This window comes from Roseibium sp. FZY0029, from assembly GCF_036350355.1.
Taxonomy (GTDB): domain Bacteria; phylum Pseudomonadota; class Alphaproteobacteria; order Rhizobiales; family Stappiaceae; genus Roseibium.
Window position 1 is genome coordinate 308,654 of sequence record NZ_JAZDVZ010000005.1, and the last position, 16,412, is coordinate 325,065.

At 56.9% G+C, this 16,412-nt stretch carries 12 protein-coding genes and 1 tRNA gene; 9 read left to right on the forward strand and 4 right to left on the reverse strand.

What is annotated here, in order from left to right; genetic code table 11:
* Positions 1-14: 14 nt before the first annotated feature.
* Both V1T76_RS16210 and V1T76_RS16215 read left to right on the forward strand, forming a co-directional pair.
* Entirely contained in the window at positions 15-1,175 is a 1,161-nt protein-coding gene (locus V1T76_RS16210; protein WP_330561692.1) for an efflux RND transporter periplasmic adaptor subunit, read from the forward strand.
* On the forward strand, positions 1,176-4,331 hold the full coding sequence (locus V1T76_RS16215) for an efflux RND transporter permease subunit (RefSeq protein ID WP_330561693.1): 3,156 nt from the start codon (positions 1,176-1,178) through the stop codon (positions 4,329-4,331).
* 239 nt (positions 4,332-4,570) lie between these two features.
* Here the strand turns inward: V1T76_RS16215 and V1T76_RS16220 are convergent.
* Positions 4,571-4,646, reverse strand: a tRNA-Lys gene (locus tag V1T76_RS16220).
* Positions 4,647-5,017: 371 nt separating this feature from the next.
* Here V1T76_RS16220 and V1T76_RS16225 point away from each other — a divergent pair.
* From V1T76_RS16225 to V1T76_RS16235, 3 genes are all read left to right on the forward strand, one after another.
* Positions 5,018-5,311, forward strand: coding sequence for a hypothetical protein (locus V1T76_RS16225; protein WP_330561694.1), 294 nt, complete (start codon positions 5,018-5,020; stop codon positions 5,309-5,311).
* Between the two features lie 215 nt (positions 5,312-5,526).
* Positions 5,527-6,720: a TAXI family TRAP transporter solute-binding subunit gene (locus V1T76_RS16230; protein ID WP_330561976.1), complete on the forward strand. Its 1,194-nt coding sequence runs from the start codon at positions 5,527-5,529 to the stop codon at positions 6,718-6,720.
* 126 nt (positions 6,721-6,846) lie between these two features.
* Complete coding sequence (locus tag V1T76_RS16235) at positions 6,847-7,587, forward strand: cytochrome c biogenesis CcdA family protein (RefSeq protein WP_330561695.1); 741 nt, start codon at positions 6,847-6,849, stop codon at positions 7,585-7,587.
* A gap of 51 nt (positions 7,588-7,638) precedes the next feature.
* On the opposite strand, the gene V1T76_RS16240 is transcribed toward V1T76_RS16235, so the two are convergent.
* On the reverse strand, positions 7,639-8,643 hold the full coding sequence (locus V1T76_RS16240) for a hypothetical protein (RefSeq protein ID WP_330561696.1): 1,005 nt from the start codon (positions 8,641-8,643) through the stop codon (positions 7,639-7,641).
* A gap of 445 nt (positions 8,644-9,088) precedes the next feature.
* On the opposite strand from V1T76_RS16240, the gene glmU reads away from it, so the two are divergent.
* The 3 genes from glmU (at position 9,089) to V1T76_RS16255 (ending at position 12,838) form a co-directional block, all read left to right on the forward strand.
* On the forward strand, positions 9,089-10,444 hold the full coding sequence (gene glmU / locus V1T76_RS16245; RefSeq protein WP_330561697.1) for a bifunctional UDP-N-acetylglucosamine diphosphorylase/glucosamine-1-phosphate N-acetyltransferase GlmU: 1,356 nt from the start codon (positions 9,089-9,091) through the stop codon (positions 10,442-10,444).
* Positions 10,445-10,561: 117 nt separating this feature from the next.
* The gene (glmS, locus tag V1T76_RS16250; RefSeq protein ID WP_330561698.1) at positions 10,562-12,388 is read left to right on the forward strand and encodes a glutamine--fructose-6-phosphate transaminase (isomerizing); all 1,827 of its coding nucleotides are present in this window, start codon (positions 10,562-10,564) and stop codon (positions 12,386-12,388) included.
* 3 nt (positions 12,389-12,391) lie between these two features.
* Entirely contained in the window at positions 12,392-12,838 is a 447-nt protein-coding gene (locus V1T76_RS16255) for a GNAT family acetyltransferase (protein ID WP_330561699.1), read from the forward strand.
* 16 nt (positions 12,839-12,854) lie between these two features.
* On the opposite strand, the gene V1T76_RS16260 is transcribed toward V1T76_RS16255, so the two are convergent.
* Entirely contained in the window at positions 12,855-13,253 is a 399-nt protein-coding gene (locus tag V1T76_RS16260; RefSeq protein WP_442970132.1) for a YbaN family protein, read from the reverse strand.
* A gap of 143 nt (positions 13,254-13,396) precedes the next feature.
* Between V1T76_RS16260 and V1T76_RS16265 the strand changes: the two genes are divergently transcribed.
* Complete coding sequence (locus V1T76_RS16265) at positions 13,397-14,134, forward strand: DUF502 domain-containing protein (protein ID WP_330561701.1); 738 nt, start codon at positions 13,397-13,399, stop codon at positions 14,132-14,134.
* Positions 14,135-14,305: 171 nt separating this feature from the next.
* Here V1T76_RS16265 and recG read toward each other — a convergent pair whose 3' ends face one another.
* Entirely contained in the window at positions 14,306-16,408 is a 2,103-nt protein-coding gene (gene recG / locus V1T76_RS16270) for an ATP-dependent DNA helicase RecG (RefSeq protein ID WP_330561702.1), read from the reverse strand.
* Positions 16,409-16,412 lie beyond the last annotated feature (4 nt).

The window sequence follows — 16,412 nt, forward strand, 5'->3', positions numbered from 1 at the left end:
TGCGGAGTTCACGAATGACTTTTTTGCCTTTTGCCTCTTTCCCTCGCACGTTTGCACTGGTTGCAGCCACTTCAGTGCTGTTGGTCGGTTGCTCTGACGACAAGCAAAAGGCTGCTCCTGCAGCGCCACCACCATCGGTAAGCGTTGCCAAGATCGAATCTCAGGATATTCGTCAAAGTGCCCGCTTCGTCGGTCAGGTTGCCGCCATCGACCAGGTCGATCTGATGGCCCGCGTCAAAGGCTTCCTGGAAGAGAAGGCTGTTGCCGACGGCTCGGTGGTCAAGAAGGGCGACCTCTTGTTCACCATTGAAAAGGCGCAGTATCAGGCGGCTTTGACGAAGGCGAAGGCAGACCTCGCCAGCGCAAAGGCAGACGCGGCACTGAAGGCGGCCGATGAAAAGCGTGACAGGGACCTCAGAGACAAGGGACACCTTTCCGAAGCAGCCTATGAAGCGACCCTGGCTCAGAAACAGCAGGCGGAAGCATCGGTCGAAGCGGCGCAGTCGTCGCTCCAGGAAGCTGAACTCAACCTCAGCTATACCGACATTTCCGCCCCGTTCGACGGACAGCTTGGAAAGACCACCTATAGCGTTGGTGAGGTTGTCGGGCCGGGGACCAGCTCTCTTGGCAGCCTGATCAGCCTGGCGCCTGTCTATGTCAATTTTTCCGTCAGCGAATCGCAGTACCTGAACGCGGTCAAGACCCACGGCATCAATCCGGCCGATATCACGCCGGAAGAATCTCCAGACCTAAAGCTGGTGCTGCCCAACGGCCAAGACTATGACGAAAAAGGCAAGATTGTTTTCATAGACAATCAGGTCGACACGGCAACGGGAACGATTTCGTTCCGCGGTCAATTTGCCAACAAGGACATCCGCCTGATTTCCGGGACATATGTCACTGTGGTCCTTGAGGCTCCCAAGACAGAAACTGCTCTCGTTGTCCCGCAGGCTGCAATTCAGCGGGATCAGGAAGGGGCGTTCGCGCTCGCAATCACGCCGGACAAGAAAGTCGAACAACGCTACCTCACGCTTGGTCAGCAGGAGGGCACGAATTTTGTCGTCTCCAAGGGCCTCAAAGAAGGCGACGAGGTCATCGTCGAAGGCTTGCAGAAAGTGCGTCCCGGCGTCGTCGTCAACCCGGTCCTTGCTTCCAAGCCGGCGGAGAAAAGCTAAATGTTTTCACGCTTTTTTATCTACCGGCCGAAATTCGCGCTGGTCATTTCCATTGTGATCACGATTGCCGGTGTACTCGGTTATCTGTCGCTTCCAGTTGAACAGTTCCCGAATATTACGCCTCCGGTCGTCAACGTTTCTGCGACTTACACCGGTGCAAATGCCGAAGTTCTGGAAGAAACCGTAGCCGCCCCAATCGAGGGGCAGGTAAACGGCGTCGATGACATGATTTACATGCAGTCGACGAGTAACGACAGCGGCAACTATTCTCTCAACGTCACTTTTGCGGTCGGAACGGACCCGGACATCGCCACGGTCAACACGCAGAACAGGGTCAGCCAGGCCAACAGCCAGTTGCCGAGCGATGTGACCAACAACGGTGTGACGGTGCAGAAAGCCAGCACAAACATGCTGCTGGTGATCACGCTGTTTTCTCCGAATGGAAGTTATGATCCGGTCTTCCTGTCGAACTACGCCTCGATCAACCTGAAGGACTCGCTTGCCCGCGTACCAGGTGTCGGCCGGGCGGACGTGATGACCGACTTTTCCTATGGCATGCGCATCTGGCTCGATCCGGACAGGCTTGCCAGCCTTGGAATGACGCCGACCGATTTCATCACCGCGGTACGCGACCAGAACATTCAGGTTGCAGCCGGGCAGATCGGTGCACCTCCCGTCCCGGACGGACAGCAGTTCCAATACACCATCAAGGCGAAAGGGCGCTTGTCCTCACCGGAAGAGTTCGAGCAAATCGTGTTGCGCACGGGGGCTGATGGCGCTGTCGTAACGATTGGCGACGTTGCCAGGGTGGAGCTCGGCGCGCAGGTCTACAACGCTTCGGGCGAATACAACAGCAAGCCGTCCACCGTTCTGGCAATCTATCAGGCTCCTGGCGCTAATGCGCTTCAGGTGTCGCAAGATGTGCTCGCGCGTCTTGACGAACTGGCCAAGAACTTTCCGCCGGACATGGAATACGGCGTTCCCTTCAACACCACGGATTTCGTTCAGGCGTCGCTCAACGACGTTATCACCACCTTGTTCCTGACCTTCCTTCTGGTGGTCTCGGTGGTGTTCATCTTCCTAGGGAACTGGCGGGCGACGATCATCCCGACTGTCGCGATTCCGGTATCGCTGATCGGAACGTTTGCCGTCCTGCTTGCACTCGGCATGACGCTCAATACGATTTCTCTTTTCGCGCTTGTGCTGGCAATCGGTATCGTCGTGGATGATGCGATCGTCGTCGTTGAAAACGTGGAACGCATCATTTCCGATGAAGGTCTGTCACCGAAGGAAGCCACCACCAAGGCGATGGAACAGATCACCAGCCCGGTGATCGCCACCACGCTGGTGCTCTTGGCGGTGTTCGTCCCGACAATCTTCATGCCTGGCATTACAGGGCGTCTCTATTCGCAGTTCGCAGTAACGATTTCCGTCTCGGTGCTCATTTCCTCGATCAACGCGCTGACGCTGTCGCCCGCTCTTTGCGGGCTGATCCTGAAGGCACGCTCCGGCCCGCCGCGCGGCATCATGGGTCTGTTCGACCGAGGGATCACCTCGGTTCGCAATGGCTATACCGCCGTCATTCGCCGTCTCGTCCGGTTTGCCATCGTAGGCTTGGCGGTCGTCGCCGGTGCAATTGCTCTGATCGTCACGCTTGGTGGATCCTTGCCACAAGGGTTCCTGCCTTCCGAAGACCAAGGTTACCTGATGGTCGACGTTCAGCTTCCGGATGGGGCCTCGCTGCAGCGGACTGAAACAGTCACCAAACAGGTGGTTGAACTGGCGTCCAAAACGGCGGGAGTCGAAGACGTTGTCATCGTCAACGGCTATTCGATCCTGAACGGTGCAACGTCCTCCAATGCGGCACTGGTGATTGCCACCATGAAGAACTGGGAGGATCGTCAGGCTCCTGATCTGCGTATCAACGCAATCCTTGCGAAATTCTGGGCGGAATTCTCGACCATTCCCGGCGCAAATATCATCGCGTTCAATCCGCCACCGATTCCAGGCCTTGGCACGACCGGCGGCGTTCAGGTGATGCTGCAACAGACGAGCGGCGGTTCGCCGCAGGACCTGGCATCAGCACTCGGCTCGATGATCTATTCTGCCAACCAGAGCCCAGAAGTGGGCCGGGCCTATTCCACCTTCCGGGCCAATGTGCCACAGGTGTTCGTCGATCTCGATCGTGAAAAGGCCAAGACGCTTGGCGTAAACGTGTCGGATGTGTTCACAACACTGCAGGCCTATCTGGGGTCCTACTACATCAACGACTTCAACATCTTTGGCCGCGTCTACAAGGTCATGATCCAGGCCGAGGGCAAGTTCCGCGATCGGGTAGAGGATATTGGAGCGCTCTATGTACGGGCCAGCGATGGCACCATGGTGCCCATGCGAAGCATTCTAACAACGCAGAATGTGCTCGGTCCGCAGATCCTGACCCGGTACAACATGTTCAGGGCGGCGGCTGTGATGGCGGATCCGGCGCCTGGTGCATCTACCGGCGTGGTGATCAACGAAGTCAACGCTGCGGGGGCTCAGGCTTTGCCGTCCGGCTATACGCTCGAATGGACAGGAACGGCGCTGCAGCAGCTCGGGTCTGGGCAGATTGTCCTTTTCATTCTGCTTCTGTCGATCCTTTTCACCTATCTGTTTCTGGTCGCCCAGTATGAAAGCTGGACAATGCCGATTGCGATCTTGATGTCGGTTTCATTCGCGATCCTCGGTGCGCTTGTGGCGGTGTTCGTGACGGGAGGGGACGTCAATCTCTACACGCAGATCGGAATGATCATGCTGGTGGGGATGGGCGCGAAGAATGCCATCCTGATCGTGGAATTCGCGATGGAACAGAGGGAAGACGGCAAGACCATCAAGGATGCCGCTGTTGAAGCTGCGCATCTTCGCTTCAGGGCCGTGATGATGACGGCCTTGTCGTTCCTGCTGGGGGTTGTGCCGCTTATGACAGCCTCGAGCGCAGGCGCGGCCAGTCAGAAAGCCATTGGCTTCGCGGTGTTCGGCGGAATGCTGTTTGCAACGTGCATCGGTATTCTGATGATCCCGATTCTGTACGTGAACATGCAGACCATGCGCGAAACAGTCAAAGGCTGGTTCGACAGAAAAGGAAAACGTCAGGCCGAACAGGAGCCTGTCGCTTCCTGATTGTAAAATATTTTCAATTCGCAAAGCGGTTTGCGTTGTTTGGAAATTACGTAAGGTAAATAAAGCCGGGTGATCCATACAGATTGCTCGGCTTATTTTTTGGACCAGATGCGGGGAAGATAAGGATCCAGAGTGATGCTCGGCGAACAATGCAAACAGTAGAATTCATTCGCTGCTGGTTCAGCATAGCAGCAGATATTGTAAGCTTAAAAATTTTAGGGCTAAGACTTTGGAAATATTGGTGAGCCGACAGGGGTTCGAACCCTGGACCTACTGATTAAAAGTCAGTTGCTCTACCAGCTGAGCTATCGGCTCTCACCAATTTCCGAAGCGGTTCAGTGCGTTGTTGCAGCGCGACCGCGTTGGTGGCGTGTGTTTAGGCCGAGCTTGAGGACAATGCAAGAGGCAAAATCGATTTTTTCAACAGGCTAGGAAAAATCGGTGTTATTGGCTGCCCGTTGATGAATACACCCAGCCAAATTCGCATAATGACGAACTGAGAAGCCGCATCTTGATAGTGTTAAACAAGGTCATGACAGTATTATCTAGTGCAATACGAATTATTACTGAAAAGTGTAGTTGCAAGGTTTCGCTTCTAAGAAAATAACGATCATTCTCCTGCGAAAACTGTCAGGTGGCGCAATAAAGTAAGGTGAGGTAACGTTCTCCGATACATGAGAGGTTACATGCACACAACGACAATCGATACCCATACGAGCTCCGTCGAGTTCGATTTCGTGAAGGGGCACATCGCAGCAACGATGACGCTGATTCACGGATTGATCGACCAGGGCTTGATCGACCGGGAAAGGCTCGACCTGTTTTTTGCGTCGTTTATCGGGGATCTCCCGCACAGCCGGGAAACACTCGGATTGCGTCTGATCCTCGATCAGTGGCGCCAGGGCCTTCGCGATGGAGACGCCGAAGAAGAGCTAAAGGGCAAGCTCTTTGAAGTCATCAGGGGAGGGCGTACCAACTGATTTTCAGCAGTATGGCCGGCCCAGGGTAGGGGGCCGCGGCATATTTCATTGTGCAGGTTTGACCAACCAAAGCCTGTTTGAACTTTAAGAAATCTCTTTTTGAATTATCAGCCACTACCGGTGCTGGTCATCTATTCCGGTAACTTGTCACTGAACCGGTTGAAGCCAACTGGTGTTTACTTGTCACCTTTGCTACTCCTTGGATATCGCCTTTGGTGCAGAAACAGCACCAACGGACTAATGGAAACACCATGTGGGTTCCCAACTGCTCGGGCTGCTATCGGTGCGCTCGCCAGTTGGCGAGGGATGCCGCTTGCGATAAGCGGCACGGGGCGAAACATTTGGCAAAGCTACCGGAGAGCGTCATTTCGACGAAGTTTTTGAGGTGCCCGTTGACTAGGTTGAAGCCAAAGCGAACCCGACTTTCATCCCTTCTTGGCGCAGGTTTGCTTCTTGCAGGTGGTGCGTTTCAGTTTGCCCACGCAAGTGAACAGCATTTCATAACGATAGGCACGGGCGGGGTGACTGGTGTCTATTATCCGTCCGGTGGTGCAACCTGCAAAATCGTCAATATGAGCCGTGCAGAGCATGGTGTTCGTTGTTCTGTCGAAACCACACTCGGCTCGATTGCCAATATCGGGAAAATCCACTCGGGTGAAATCGATTTCGGTTATGTCCAGTCCGATTGGCAGCACCATGCCTATCTAGGAACATCCTCCTTCGAAAATGCCGGTCCGTTCGATGAGCTGCGCTCCATTTTCTCGCTCCATGCCGAGGTCGCGACCATTGTCGTTCGAGAGGACTCTCCTTATCGGGAGTTCGACGATCTGAAAGAGGCGAGGATCAATATCGGAAGCAAAGGATCTGGATCGGCGGCTTCCTGGAATGCCCTTATCATTAGGCTGGGCTGGACGCAGGCCGATCAGGAGGACCTTCAGGAACTCAAGACGTCTGAACTGTCCGAAGCGCTTTGTTCTGGAAGGATCGATGCTTACTTTGAACTTATCGGCCATCCGGCAGCCTTGATCGAGGAAACGCAGGCGCGCTGCGACATTCGTCTGATCGGAATCGAGGGCAAGGCAATCGATGCGCTTGTGGCGGAGGCCCCTTACTATATGCCTACCGAGATTCCGGCAGAACTCTATGGCCTTGCGCAGCCCGTTGAGTCTTTCGGCGTCGTCGCGACCTTCGTGACATCTGCGCGTATGCCGGAAGAGATTGTCACGACACTTGTGAAGGCTGTGTTTGAAAATTTCGACAGCTTCAAGCGGTTGCATCCGGCTCTGGGCGGCCTGACCGAGAACGACCTGGTCGCCTACCAGATGCCCGCGCCGCTACATCCTGGCGCATTGACCTATTTCCAGGAAAAAGGCCTAGTGCCCGCAACCGCTCTGGCGCAGGAAGACTGACCGGGCGAACACGCTCTCCAAATGGTGAGCACTTGTGTCTTTGGTCAACGTTGGGAAGCGGCTAAGTAGGTCGTCCCAAGCCTCACCGGACCGCCGGCCAGGCTGCCAGAACAACCGGAATGTCGAATGATCCAGGAAGTCACCATCATAGGCGCTGCGCTTGCCGGCGTTCTATCGTTTGTCTCACCTTGCGTTTTGCCGCTCGTGCCGCCCTATCTTGGGTTCCTGGCCGGGGTCTCGCTGGAGCAATTGTCTGGTGAAGCCGAAGACAGCAACGCAGCGTCGCGACGCGTTTTTCTAAGCGCACTGTTCTTTGTGCTCGGGTTTTCAACAGTGTTCGTTCTGCTAGGGGCGACAGCCAGTTTCCTGGGCCAGTTCATTCGTGCCTATCTGGACTATCTCAGCTACATTGCGGGGGCCGCAATCATCGTAATGGGGCTTCACTTCCTGGGCGTTTTCCGCATTGGCATGCTCTACAAGGAAGCGCGTGTGCATGTGGAGAAAAAGCCTGCCGGACCACTAGGCGCCTACGTGATTGGTCTGGCCTTCGGCTTTGGCTGGACACCATGTGTCGGTCCGATTCTCGCTGCCATTCTGTTTGTTGCAGGCGGAAAGGAAACCGTCGGTCAGGGCGCCCTGCTTCTGAGTGCCTACGCGCTTGGCCTCGGTGTTCCGTTCCTGATTGCAGCGCTTTTCGCGTCGCCATTCCTCAAATTCATGCGGAAGTTCCGCAAACATATGGGCGCAGTCGAAAAAACCATGGGCGGAGTGCTCGTTCTGACCGGGGTCATGTTCCTGACAGGTCAAATGGCAGTTTTGTCCTACTGGCTCCTGGAGACGTTTCCCGCGCTTCAGACGATTGGCTAGCAAATACCTGGCGCTTCAGCGCGCCTTCCCTGTCACAGTTATTGTGCTGGTTCAAAAGGCAGTGTCGCGAAACTCGGCTGCCGTTACAAGCGGATCGCCGGCAAACAGGGCCGGGTGACAGAGTTCCGTGACATCCAGAAGCTGAAGGCATGCAACGGCGGCGTCTGCTGCATTTGCAAAAGGACCAACCATCAGGGCAATGCCGCCTTGTGGAGTGGTACGCTGCATCAGAAGCGGGCGAAGGTCGCGCATGCGTTCCGCGTTCTGATTTTTGAAATCAGCCCAGGCTTTCGCGGCAGCAGCCGTAGAGCTGTAGTGGCCAATGATCGCGCCAAAATCGCTACGCTTCAGTTTGCTGTCGCCGCCACCGCGCAGCCGCCCTGCCGGGCTTGAGGGTGTGACCACCGTCGGTCTGCTGGTTGTTTGAGTGGGCGTTGCATCGAATGCTTCCGGAGTTGGCAGAGGAGAGGGCGTGGTTTCTTCCACCGTCAGGGGGATGGATCCGGTTGCCTCTGGTGCATCTCCCTGAGCCGGGAGGTTGACCCTGGGCAGGTCGACGATCCGAACCGGTTCGGCCGGATTGAATTCCTCAGAAGGTGCATTGGTCGGACCTGTTCCGGACACGATGCTGATCATCCTGGGCGGGATCTTGGAAACCTCCAGCCCGGGTTCAGCGGGCAGATCCTTCCGGGCTGTCTGGCCCTCAGCTGTCGGATTAGTCGGACCAGGCTTTACGACTTCGACTTTCATTTTGGGCGATGCGGGCGGAACGGGGGGAGATGCATCCGGTGTGGCCATCGCAGCTTCAGTGCGGACCACGCCCGGACCTGGCTCTGCCGGCTCTCCGCTGGACATGACTGTGGCTCCCGTCCCGGACAACTTCGAAACGGCGGCTTCCTTTTCCAGCGCTGCTATGCGCCGGGAATAGGCGACGTTTTGTTCGGCTAGCGCGCTGAGGCGCCGGCGCAATCCGACGATTTCCTTTTGCAGCACTTCGATCTGGCTTTGGCTCAGATCGGGGAAGGGCGCGTCTTTGCCACCACCGGGCAATTGCATGACCTCAATCGGCAACTCCCTGCCCGAGGACGTTGAGATGGAGGCCGTCGTTCCGACACCTCCCATCGGAGGAAGAGGCAAGCCAGCGGGAAAATCGAATTTCGGAGTGAACCCATCAGGAGCGGTACTGAACTGGTAGGACGCCAGCCCGACGGTCCCCATGCAAACGGCGGCAAAGGCCCATGACAATAGGCCGACACGCGAAGGCGTGAACGTATCCCGGACAATGTCCCGAACAGATTTTTGTGCCTTCCGCTTTGCCAAAGTCCTGCTTTCCGCACCTGAAACCGAATCTCAAAGAAGATACCCCATCAGGTGTGTATTATGGTTAATGAAAAGCAAACTCGAGCACTCCGGAAGTCAGATCTTTCAATGTTCTGTGGATCGGGGCATATAGGGGCCGACACATGTGGGCGATGCCCGGATATTTGACAGTGGACCATTGATGACTTCCCGTTCTTGCCTTTCGATTGTTCTGGCCGCCGGGCTCGGCACCCGCATGAAATCCGACCTGCCAAAGGTGATGCACGAGATCGGCGGCTTGCCGCTGGTCGGACATGTGGTCAAGGCGCTAAAGCTGGCAGGATCCGACCGGATTTCTGTGGTTACCGGACCGGACATGCCGAAGCTTGAAAAGCTGGTGCAGGTTTTGGCGCCGGAGGCGACCTGCCACATTCAGCACGAGCGGCTGGGGACGGCGCACGCGGCTCTTGCAGCGCGTGCCGCGCTCAGTACGACTTCGGACGATGTTCTGATCCTGTTTGGCGATACGCCGCTGGTGACCTCTGAGACGATCGGTAAGGTCCGCAACGCGTTGGCTGAAGGAGCGGATGTTGCCGTCCTCGGGTTTGAGGCGCGTCAGCCCTTTGGCTATGGACGGCTTGTGACTGAAAACGGCCGTCTGATGGCCATCCGGGAAGAAAAGGATGCTTCGGACGACGAGCGGAAGATCACATTCTGCAATTCCGGCATCATGGGCTTTTCAGGCAAACATGCGCTCTCATTGCTGGATGCGATCGGTAATGCCAATGCCAAGAGCGAATTCTACCTGACGGATGCGGTTGAAATTGCCAACGGCCGGGGTCTGAAAGTTGTCGCGGTTTCCGCGTCTGAAGTGGAAACGCAAGGCATAAACACGCGTGCGCAACTGGCCGCTTGTGAAGCCGATTTCCAGGATCGGATGCGACAGGCTGCTTTGGAAAACGGCTGCACGATGCTGGCGCCGCACACGGTTTTCTTCTCTCACGACACGGCTCTGGAAGCAGATTGCGTCATCGAGCAAAACGTGGTTTTCGGGCCAGGGGTGAAGGTTGCCGCTGGCGCAAGGATCAGGGCCTTCAGTCATCTGGAGGGCGCGTACGTCGGTGAAAGCAGTGTAGTTGGTCCCTATGCGCGATTGCGCCCGGGCGCAGTTCTTGGCGCCGATACCCGTGTCGGCAATTTCGTGGAAGTGAAAAACGCAACATTCGGCGACGGCGCCAAGGCCAATCATCTCAGCTATATCGGTGATGCCAGCGTCGGTTCCAAGTCGAACATCGGTGCGGGCACGATCACCTGCAATTACGATGGCTACCTGAAACACCACACGGACATCGGAGCGGGCAGCTTTGTCGGATCCAACTCCACACTCGTTGCGCCGGTAACACTTGGCAGCGGCACGTTTGTTGCAGCGGGAAGCGTCATCACGGACAATGTGGAGCCAGATTCCATGGCTTTCGGGCGGGCTCGCCAGACCGTGAAGGAAGGCAAGGCCAAGGAGTTGCGTGAACGGCTGCAGGCGGCCAAGAGCGCCAAATCCTGACGTTCAAACAATTTTTAGCCCCTGTCATTTTCTGAAACAGGGATTGATTTCTGATTGTTCAGCACCGTCGTCTAAAGCAGTGCGGTGCAGCAGATTCATTTTTAAAGGGCTTATTGCATGTGTGGCATTGTTGGCGTGTTGGGAACAGTTGATGCGGCGCCGCGGATAGTGGATTCGCTCAAGCGTCTGGAATACCGGGGATACGATTCAGCCGGCGTTGCCACACTGGTGGACGGGGCCATTGTGCGCCGCAGGGCAGAAGGCAAGCTCCGCAATCTGGAAGCGGTTCTCGAAAAATCCCCTCTTATGGGTCTGTCCGGCATTGGCCACACGCGGTGGGCCACACATGGTGCGCCGACGGTGGCAAATGCCCATCCGCATCAGGCCGGCTCGGTTGCCGTCGTTCACAATGGCATCATCGAAAACTATCTGGAACTGCGTGAGGAAATCGTTGCTGCCGGCGCGGTGCTGAATACGGAAACAGATACCGAAGTCGTGGCCCATCTGGTCAACCTGGCGATGGCAAAAGGCCTGTCTCCGAAGGATGCTGTCGCAGAAGTTCTGCCGCGCCTGAAAGGTGCTTTCGCACTTGCCATGCTGTTTTCCGGTGAAGAGGATCTTCTCATCGGAGCTCGCAAGGGGTCGCCTCTTGCGGTCGGTCATGGTGACGGCGAAATGTTCTTCGGTTCGGATGCCATCGCCCTGTCGCCGTTTACCGACCGGATTACCTATCTCGATGAAGGGGACTGGGCAGTCATCACAAGGGCAGGTGTTCAGATCTTCGATCAGGACAACCAGCCCGTCAGCCGCCCTGAGGCCAAGTCGTCTGTCACTTCCAGCCTGATGGACAAGGGCAATTACAAGCATTTCATGGCCAAGGAGATCCACGAACAGCCTGAAGTTCTTGGCCATACGCTGTCCCGCTACTTCGATTACACGACAAAACGTGCTCGGGTCGAAGGGGCCGAAGAGCTGAAGTTCAAGGACCTGTCGCGGCTGATCATCACTGCCTGCGGAACAGCTTACCTTGCTGGTCTGGTGTCCAAATACTGGTTCGAGAAATACGCCCGCCTGCCGGTGGAAATCGATATTGCCAGCGAGTTCCGCTACCGGGAAACGCCTGTCAGCGACAAGGATACGGCGCTGGTGATTTCTCAGTCCGGTGAGACTGCCGACACGTTGGCTTCGCTCAGGTATTGCAAGACGAATGGTGCCACGATCGGTGCAATCGTCAACGTTCCGGAAAGCACGATCTCGCGGGAAGCCGATAAGGTTTTCCAGACCGTTGCGGGACCGGAGATCGGCGTTGCCTCGACAAAAGCTTTCACCTGCCAGCTAGCGGTGCTGGCGGCACTCGCTTTGCAGGCCGGACGGGAGCGCGGCGTGCTGACGGCCGAGCAGGAACAGGAACTGGTCGCCGAGTTGACGGAAGTTCCGAGCCTTGCACTCAAGGCCCTGGCCTGCGAAAGCGACATCGAGAAGCTGGCGCATCCGCTCTCCAAGGCAAGCAACGCACTTTATCTTGGCAGGGCAACCAATTTCCCGCTAGCGCTGGAAGGTGCGCTCAAGCTCAAGGAACTCTCCTATATTCACGCGGAAGGCTATGCAGCCGGGGAACTGAAGCACGGGCCGATTGCGCTGATCGACGAAAACATGCCGGTTTTCGTGATTGCACCCTTTGATGCGATTTATGAGAAGACCGTTTCCAACATGCAGGAAGTCGCGGCGCGAGGCGGGCGGATCGTCCTGATTACCGATCAGCGCGGCGCGGCGGAATGCGGCAATGCCGCTGAAAACACGGTCATCCTGCCGGATATGTCCGACATTGTCGCGCCGATCATTTACGCGCTTCCCGTTCAGCTTATTGCCTATCATACAGCCGTGTTCATGGGCACAGATGTCGACCAGCCGCGGAACCTGGCAAAATCCGTAACGGTCGAATGATCCATGGATGGTGCAAGCAGAGATGACCGGGTTCTGCCGTTTGAGGAACGGTACCGGAGCGATGTGATCGCGCTTTGGGAGAAGTGCGGTCTGACGCGTCCCTGGAATGATCCGGACAAGGACATCGACCGCAAGTTGACCGACGAAAACGGTGCTTTTTTCGTGCTGCTACGTGGAGACAGGGTGATTGGGTCCGTGATGGCCGGGTATGACGGTCATCGCGGGTCGATCAACTATCTTTCTGTCGATCCTGATTACCAGACGGCTGGGCTCGGCAAGATGCTGATGAATCGCTGTGAGGCCTTTCTGACCGCGCGTGGGTGCCCGAAGATCAACCTGATGGTGCGTCAGGGAAACGAAAAGGTTCTGCGGTTCTACGAGGAACTGGGGTATGCGGAAGAAAAAGCCGTTGCCCTGGGCAAGCGGCTCATTCCGGACACTCAGCCTTAGGGTCTACCCCCAAAGATCAAGACGGATCCTTGCAGCCGTCAGGCGGAGTGCTGCCCGGTCCGGATGGACGCGACAGAACGTAGGCGGCGCAGCCGATCATGAACAGTCCGACGCCGATGGCAAGCCACAGGCCAGGATGGGCCGATAGATAGAAGACAAAGTAGCCAAAGGTCATGCCGGAAACGGCGAAGATCTTTGCTTTTGGCGGGATCGCACCATGCTCACGCCAGGCGACCACGGGTGGCCCGAAGATGGGGTGGTTGAGGATCCGGGCTTCAAGCGCGGGAGAGGATCTGGCAAAGCAGGCTGCGGCCAGAATGAAAAAGATGGTGCTTGGCAGGATGGGTAAAAATGCACCGACAATCCCGAGGCCGACGCATCCGGTTCCCAGAAGTTTGAACGTGGTCCGCCGCAACACTGCCTCCAAATCCGGCACAATTTGAAAATATCGCTGAAAAATAAATCGAGCGAAAGATACCGCGCCGCGATAAAGATGCTTATCTAAGTGCGGGTCAGTTGAAAAGACGAGCACACACAGGGAAGTTTCGGGTTTAACCCATGAGCCGACACAAACATAAGACAGAAGAGGCCAACAAGATAGGCCATCGGCCGCGTGCGACAACGCGTCTTCGTAACTACTTTCTGACCGGGCTGGTGATTGCCGGCCCAATCGGCATCACCCTGTGGCTGACCTGGACCTTCATCAAATGGGTCGACGGCTGGGTCAAGCCATTCGTGCCCAAACTTTACAACCCCGACACCTATCTGCCGTTTCCGATACCCGGTTTCGGGCTCATCGTCGCAATCTTCGTGCTGACGATGGTCGGGTTTCTCGCTGCCAACTTTCTTGGCCGCAGTTTCATCTCTGTTGGCGAGAAGATCGTTGGCAGAATGCCGCTCGTTCGTAATATTTACAGCGGCTTGAAGCAAATTTTTGAGACGGTGCTTGATGAGCGAGGAAGCAGCTTCACAACGGCTGCGCTCATCGAATATCCACGTCGCGGCCTCTGGGCAATCGTGTTCATTTCCACCGACACCAAGGGGGAAGTGGAACGCAGGCTCAAGGACAAGGCCGACACGCTTTCCGTGTTTCTGCCGACTACGCCAAATCCGACGTCGGGCTTTCTTCTGTTCGTGCCAAAGGAAGATGTCATCGAGCTGGACATGAGCGTCGAGGATGCGGCAAAGCTCGTCATCTCCGCTGGCCTCGTCAATCCGAAATACCCGGAAATACTTGCTGACGATATCGTTGACCCGGTTCAATTGGAGCGCGTCAGGACGTCGGAAGACGCGTGAGTGCGGCTTCCTGCGTGGACAGCCATTTTCAGGCTGCGGAATAGGCTCCTTTTGCGAGTAGCGTAAGGTTGATCTGACGCGCTTCGTGCGCAGTGCAGACGATATCGTGGCCGATGCTCGTCGGGCGGCATTATCGAGGGACGTTCGGGTTCGAAAGCTTTCTGAAATCCGTCAGCCTGCCCGGAGAAGCCTGATGGCAGCGTCCCGCCCAAACAGATACAGCAGGCACCGAAGGGCCTCGCCACGTTTTGTTTTCAGATCGGGATCGAGTTCAAGGATCAGCCGGGCATCGTCGCGGGCAACTTCCATCAGATCGGCGTGTTCATCGGCTCGCGCAATGCGAAATCCCGGAGTACCGGACTGACGGGTGCCGAGAATTTCACCACCGCCGCGCAGTTTGAGATCCTCTTCGGCGATCAGGAAGCCGTCATTCGTCTGGCGCATGATGTTGAGCCGGGCACCAGCCGTTTCACCAAGCGGTCCCTTGTAAAGAAGAACGCAGGAGGATGGCTTGTCGCCACGGCCAACCCGGCCGCGTAACTGATGCAACTGCGCCAGGCCGAAGCGTTCGGCGTGTTCGATCACGATAATCGTGGCATCAGGCACATCGACGCCGACTTCGATGACGGTGGTCGCCACCAGAACCTTGGTCACTCCCGACTTGAAGTCAGCCATTGCGGCGTCCTTCTCGTCGGCATTCATGCGTCCGTGGACCAGCGAAACCCGCTGCCTGAGGGCATGTTCCAGAATACGGTGACGTTCTTCGACTGCGGCAAGATCGATCTTTTCGGATTCTTCGACCAGCGGACACACCCAATAGACCTTCTGGCCGTCGGCGACCGCAGCGCCGACCCGGCCGATGATTTCGTCCAGACGGTCCAGTGAGACCGAGACGGTGGTGATCGGCTTTCGGCCTGCAGGTTTGTCCGTCAGGCGTGAGACATCCATGTCGCCGAAGCCGGTCAGCACCAGTGTTCGCGGGATGGGGGTTGCGGTCATGACCAGAACATCGACGCCATTTCCCTTCGCGGAAAGAGCGAGCCTCTGATGGACACCGAAGCGATGTTGTTCATCGACGACGACCATAGCGAGGTTGCGGAAGGTTACACTTCCCTGGAATAGGGCGTGGGTGCCGACCACCAGGTCGATCTCTCCGGCATCAAGCTGCTCCTGTCGGATGCGGCGCTCCTTCTGGCTGTCCTTTCCAGTCATCAGAGCAAGGCGAATGCCGGCCTTCTCGCATAGCGGCAACATTGACGCGTAGTGCTGACGGGCGAGGATTTCCGTTGGCGCCATCAGGGCCCCTTGGGCACCGGTTTCGATCACCTGCGCGAGGGCGGCCAGCGCAACCACGGTCTTGCCTGCGCCAACGTCCCCTTGCAGAAGTCGCAACATGCGCACCGGTTTGGCGAGGTCGTCGTTTATTTCCTCTATTGCCTTTGCCTGGCTGGCGGTCAATTGAAACGGCAGAGACGCGATAACCGCCTTTTGCAGATCTCCCTTCGGCTTGCGGGCAATGCCGCTGAGCGTGCGCATATGCGCGCGTACCATGGCAAGGGCCAGTTGGCTGGCAAGCAATTCGTCATAGGCGAGGCGCTGCATGTAAGGTGAGGCTGGTTCGATGTCGCTGCGTTCATGCGGGGCGTGCAGGGTTTTCAGGGCTTCAGCAAAGTCTGGCCAGCCTGTCTGGTGAAGATGTGCCTCATTCAGCCATTCCGGAAGAACGGGAATACGGTCGACGGCGGCCCGAACAGCCTTTTGCAGGGTCTTGGAGGCCAATCCGGCAGTGAGTGGATAAACCGGCTCGATTGCCGGCATCTCTTCCGCCTCTTCAGGTTTCAGCGAATAGTCCGGATGCACCATCTGCGGGCGTTCGTTGAACCATTCGACCTTCCCGGAAACGATTCTGCGCTCGCCTTCGGGAAAGGTTTTTTCCAGCCAATCGCGGCGCGGGTGAAAGAATACGAAGGTGATCTGGCCGGTCTCATCGAATGCGTTGATCCGGTATGGCGCCTTTGAATTGCGGGGAGGCGCCATGTGCCGGCCAATGGTGACGTCCAGCGTAACGATGTCGCCATTTTCCGAGAAGGCGATGCCCGGGCGGTGGCGCCGGTCGATCAGGCTATGTGGAATGTGAAAGAGCAGGTCCGCAACCGTCGCGTCGCGGTCGGGCTGGCTGCCGACAAGGCCTGACACGAGTTTCTCGATCTTCGGCCCGATTCCGGGCAAGGTCGAAACCGGGGCAAACAGGGGATCGAGGACCGGCGGGCGCATGTTC

Coding starts and splice junctions, on each gene's coding strand:
- V1T76_RS16215 (WP_330561693.1), top strand. CDS start 1,176: ATGTTTTCACGCTTTTTTATCTACCGGCCGAAATTCGCGCTGGTCATT.
- V1T76_RS16235 (WP_330561695.1), top strand. CDS start 6,847: ATGATCCAGGAAGTCACCATCATAGGCGCTGCGCTTGCCGGCGTTCTA.
- glmS (WP_330561698.1), top strand. CDS start 10,562: ATGTGTGGCATTGTTGGCGTGTTGGGAACAGTTGATGCGGCGCCGCGG.
- V1T76_RS16210 (WP_330561692.1), top strand. CDS start 15: ATGACTTTTTTGCCTTTTGCCTCTTTCCCTCGCACGTTTGCACTGGTT.
- V1T76_RS16265 (WP_330561701.1), top strand. CDS start 13,397: ATGAGCCGACACAAACATAAGACAGAAGAGGCCAACAAGATAGGCCAT.
- glmU (WP_330561697.1), top strand. CDS start 9,089: ATGACTTCCCGTTCTTGCCTTTCGATTGTTCTGGCCGCCGGGCTCGGC.
- recG (WP_330561702.1), bottom strand. CDS start 16,408: ATGCGCCCGCCGGTCCTCGATCCCCTGTTTGCCCCGGTTTCGACCTTG.
- V1T76_RS16225 (WP_330561694.1), top strand. CDS start 5,018: ATGCACACAACGACAATCGATACCCATACGAGCTCCGTCGAGTTCGAT.
- V1T76_RS16240 (WP_330561696.1), bottom strand. CDS start 8,643: ATGCAATTGCCCGGTGGTGGCAAAGACGCGCCCTTCCCCGATCTGAGC.
- V1T76_RS16255 (WP_330561699.1), top strand. CDS start 12,392: ATGGATGGTGCAAGCAGAGATGACCGGGTTCTGCCGTTTGAGGAACGG.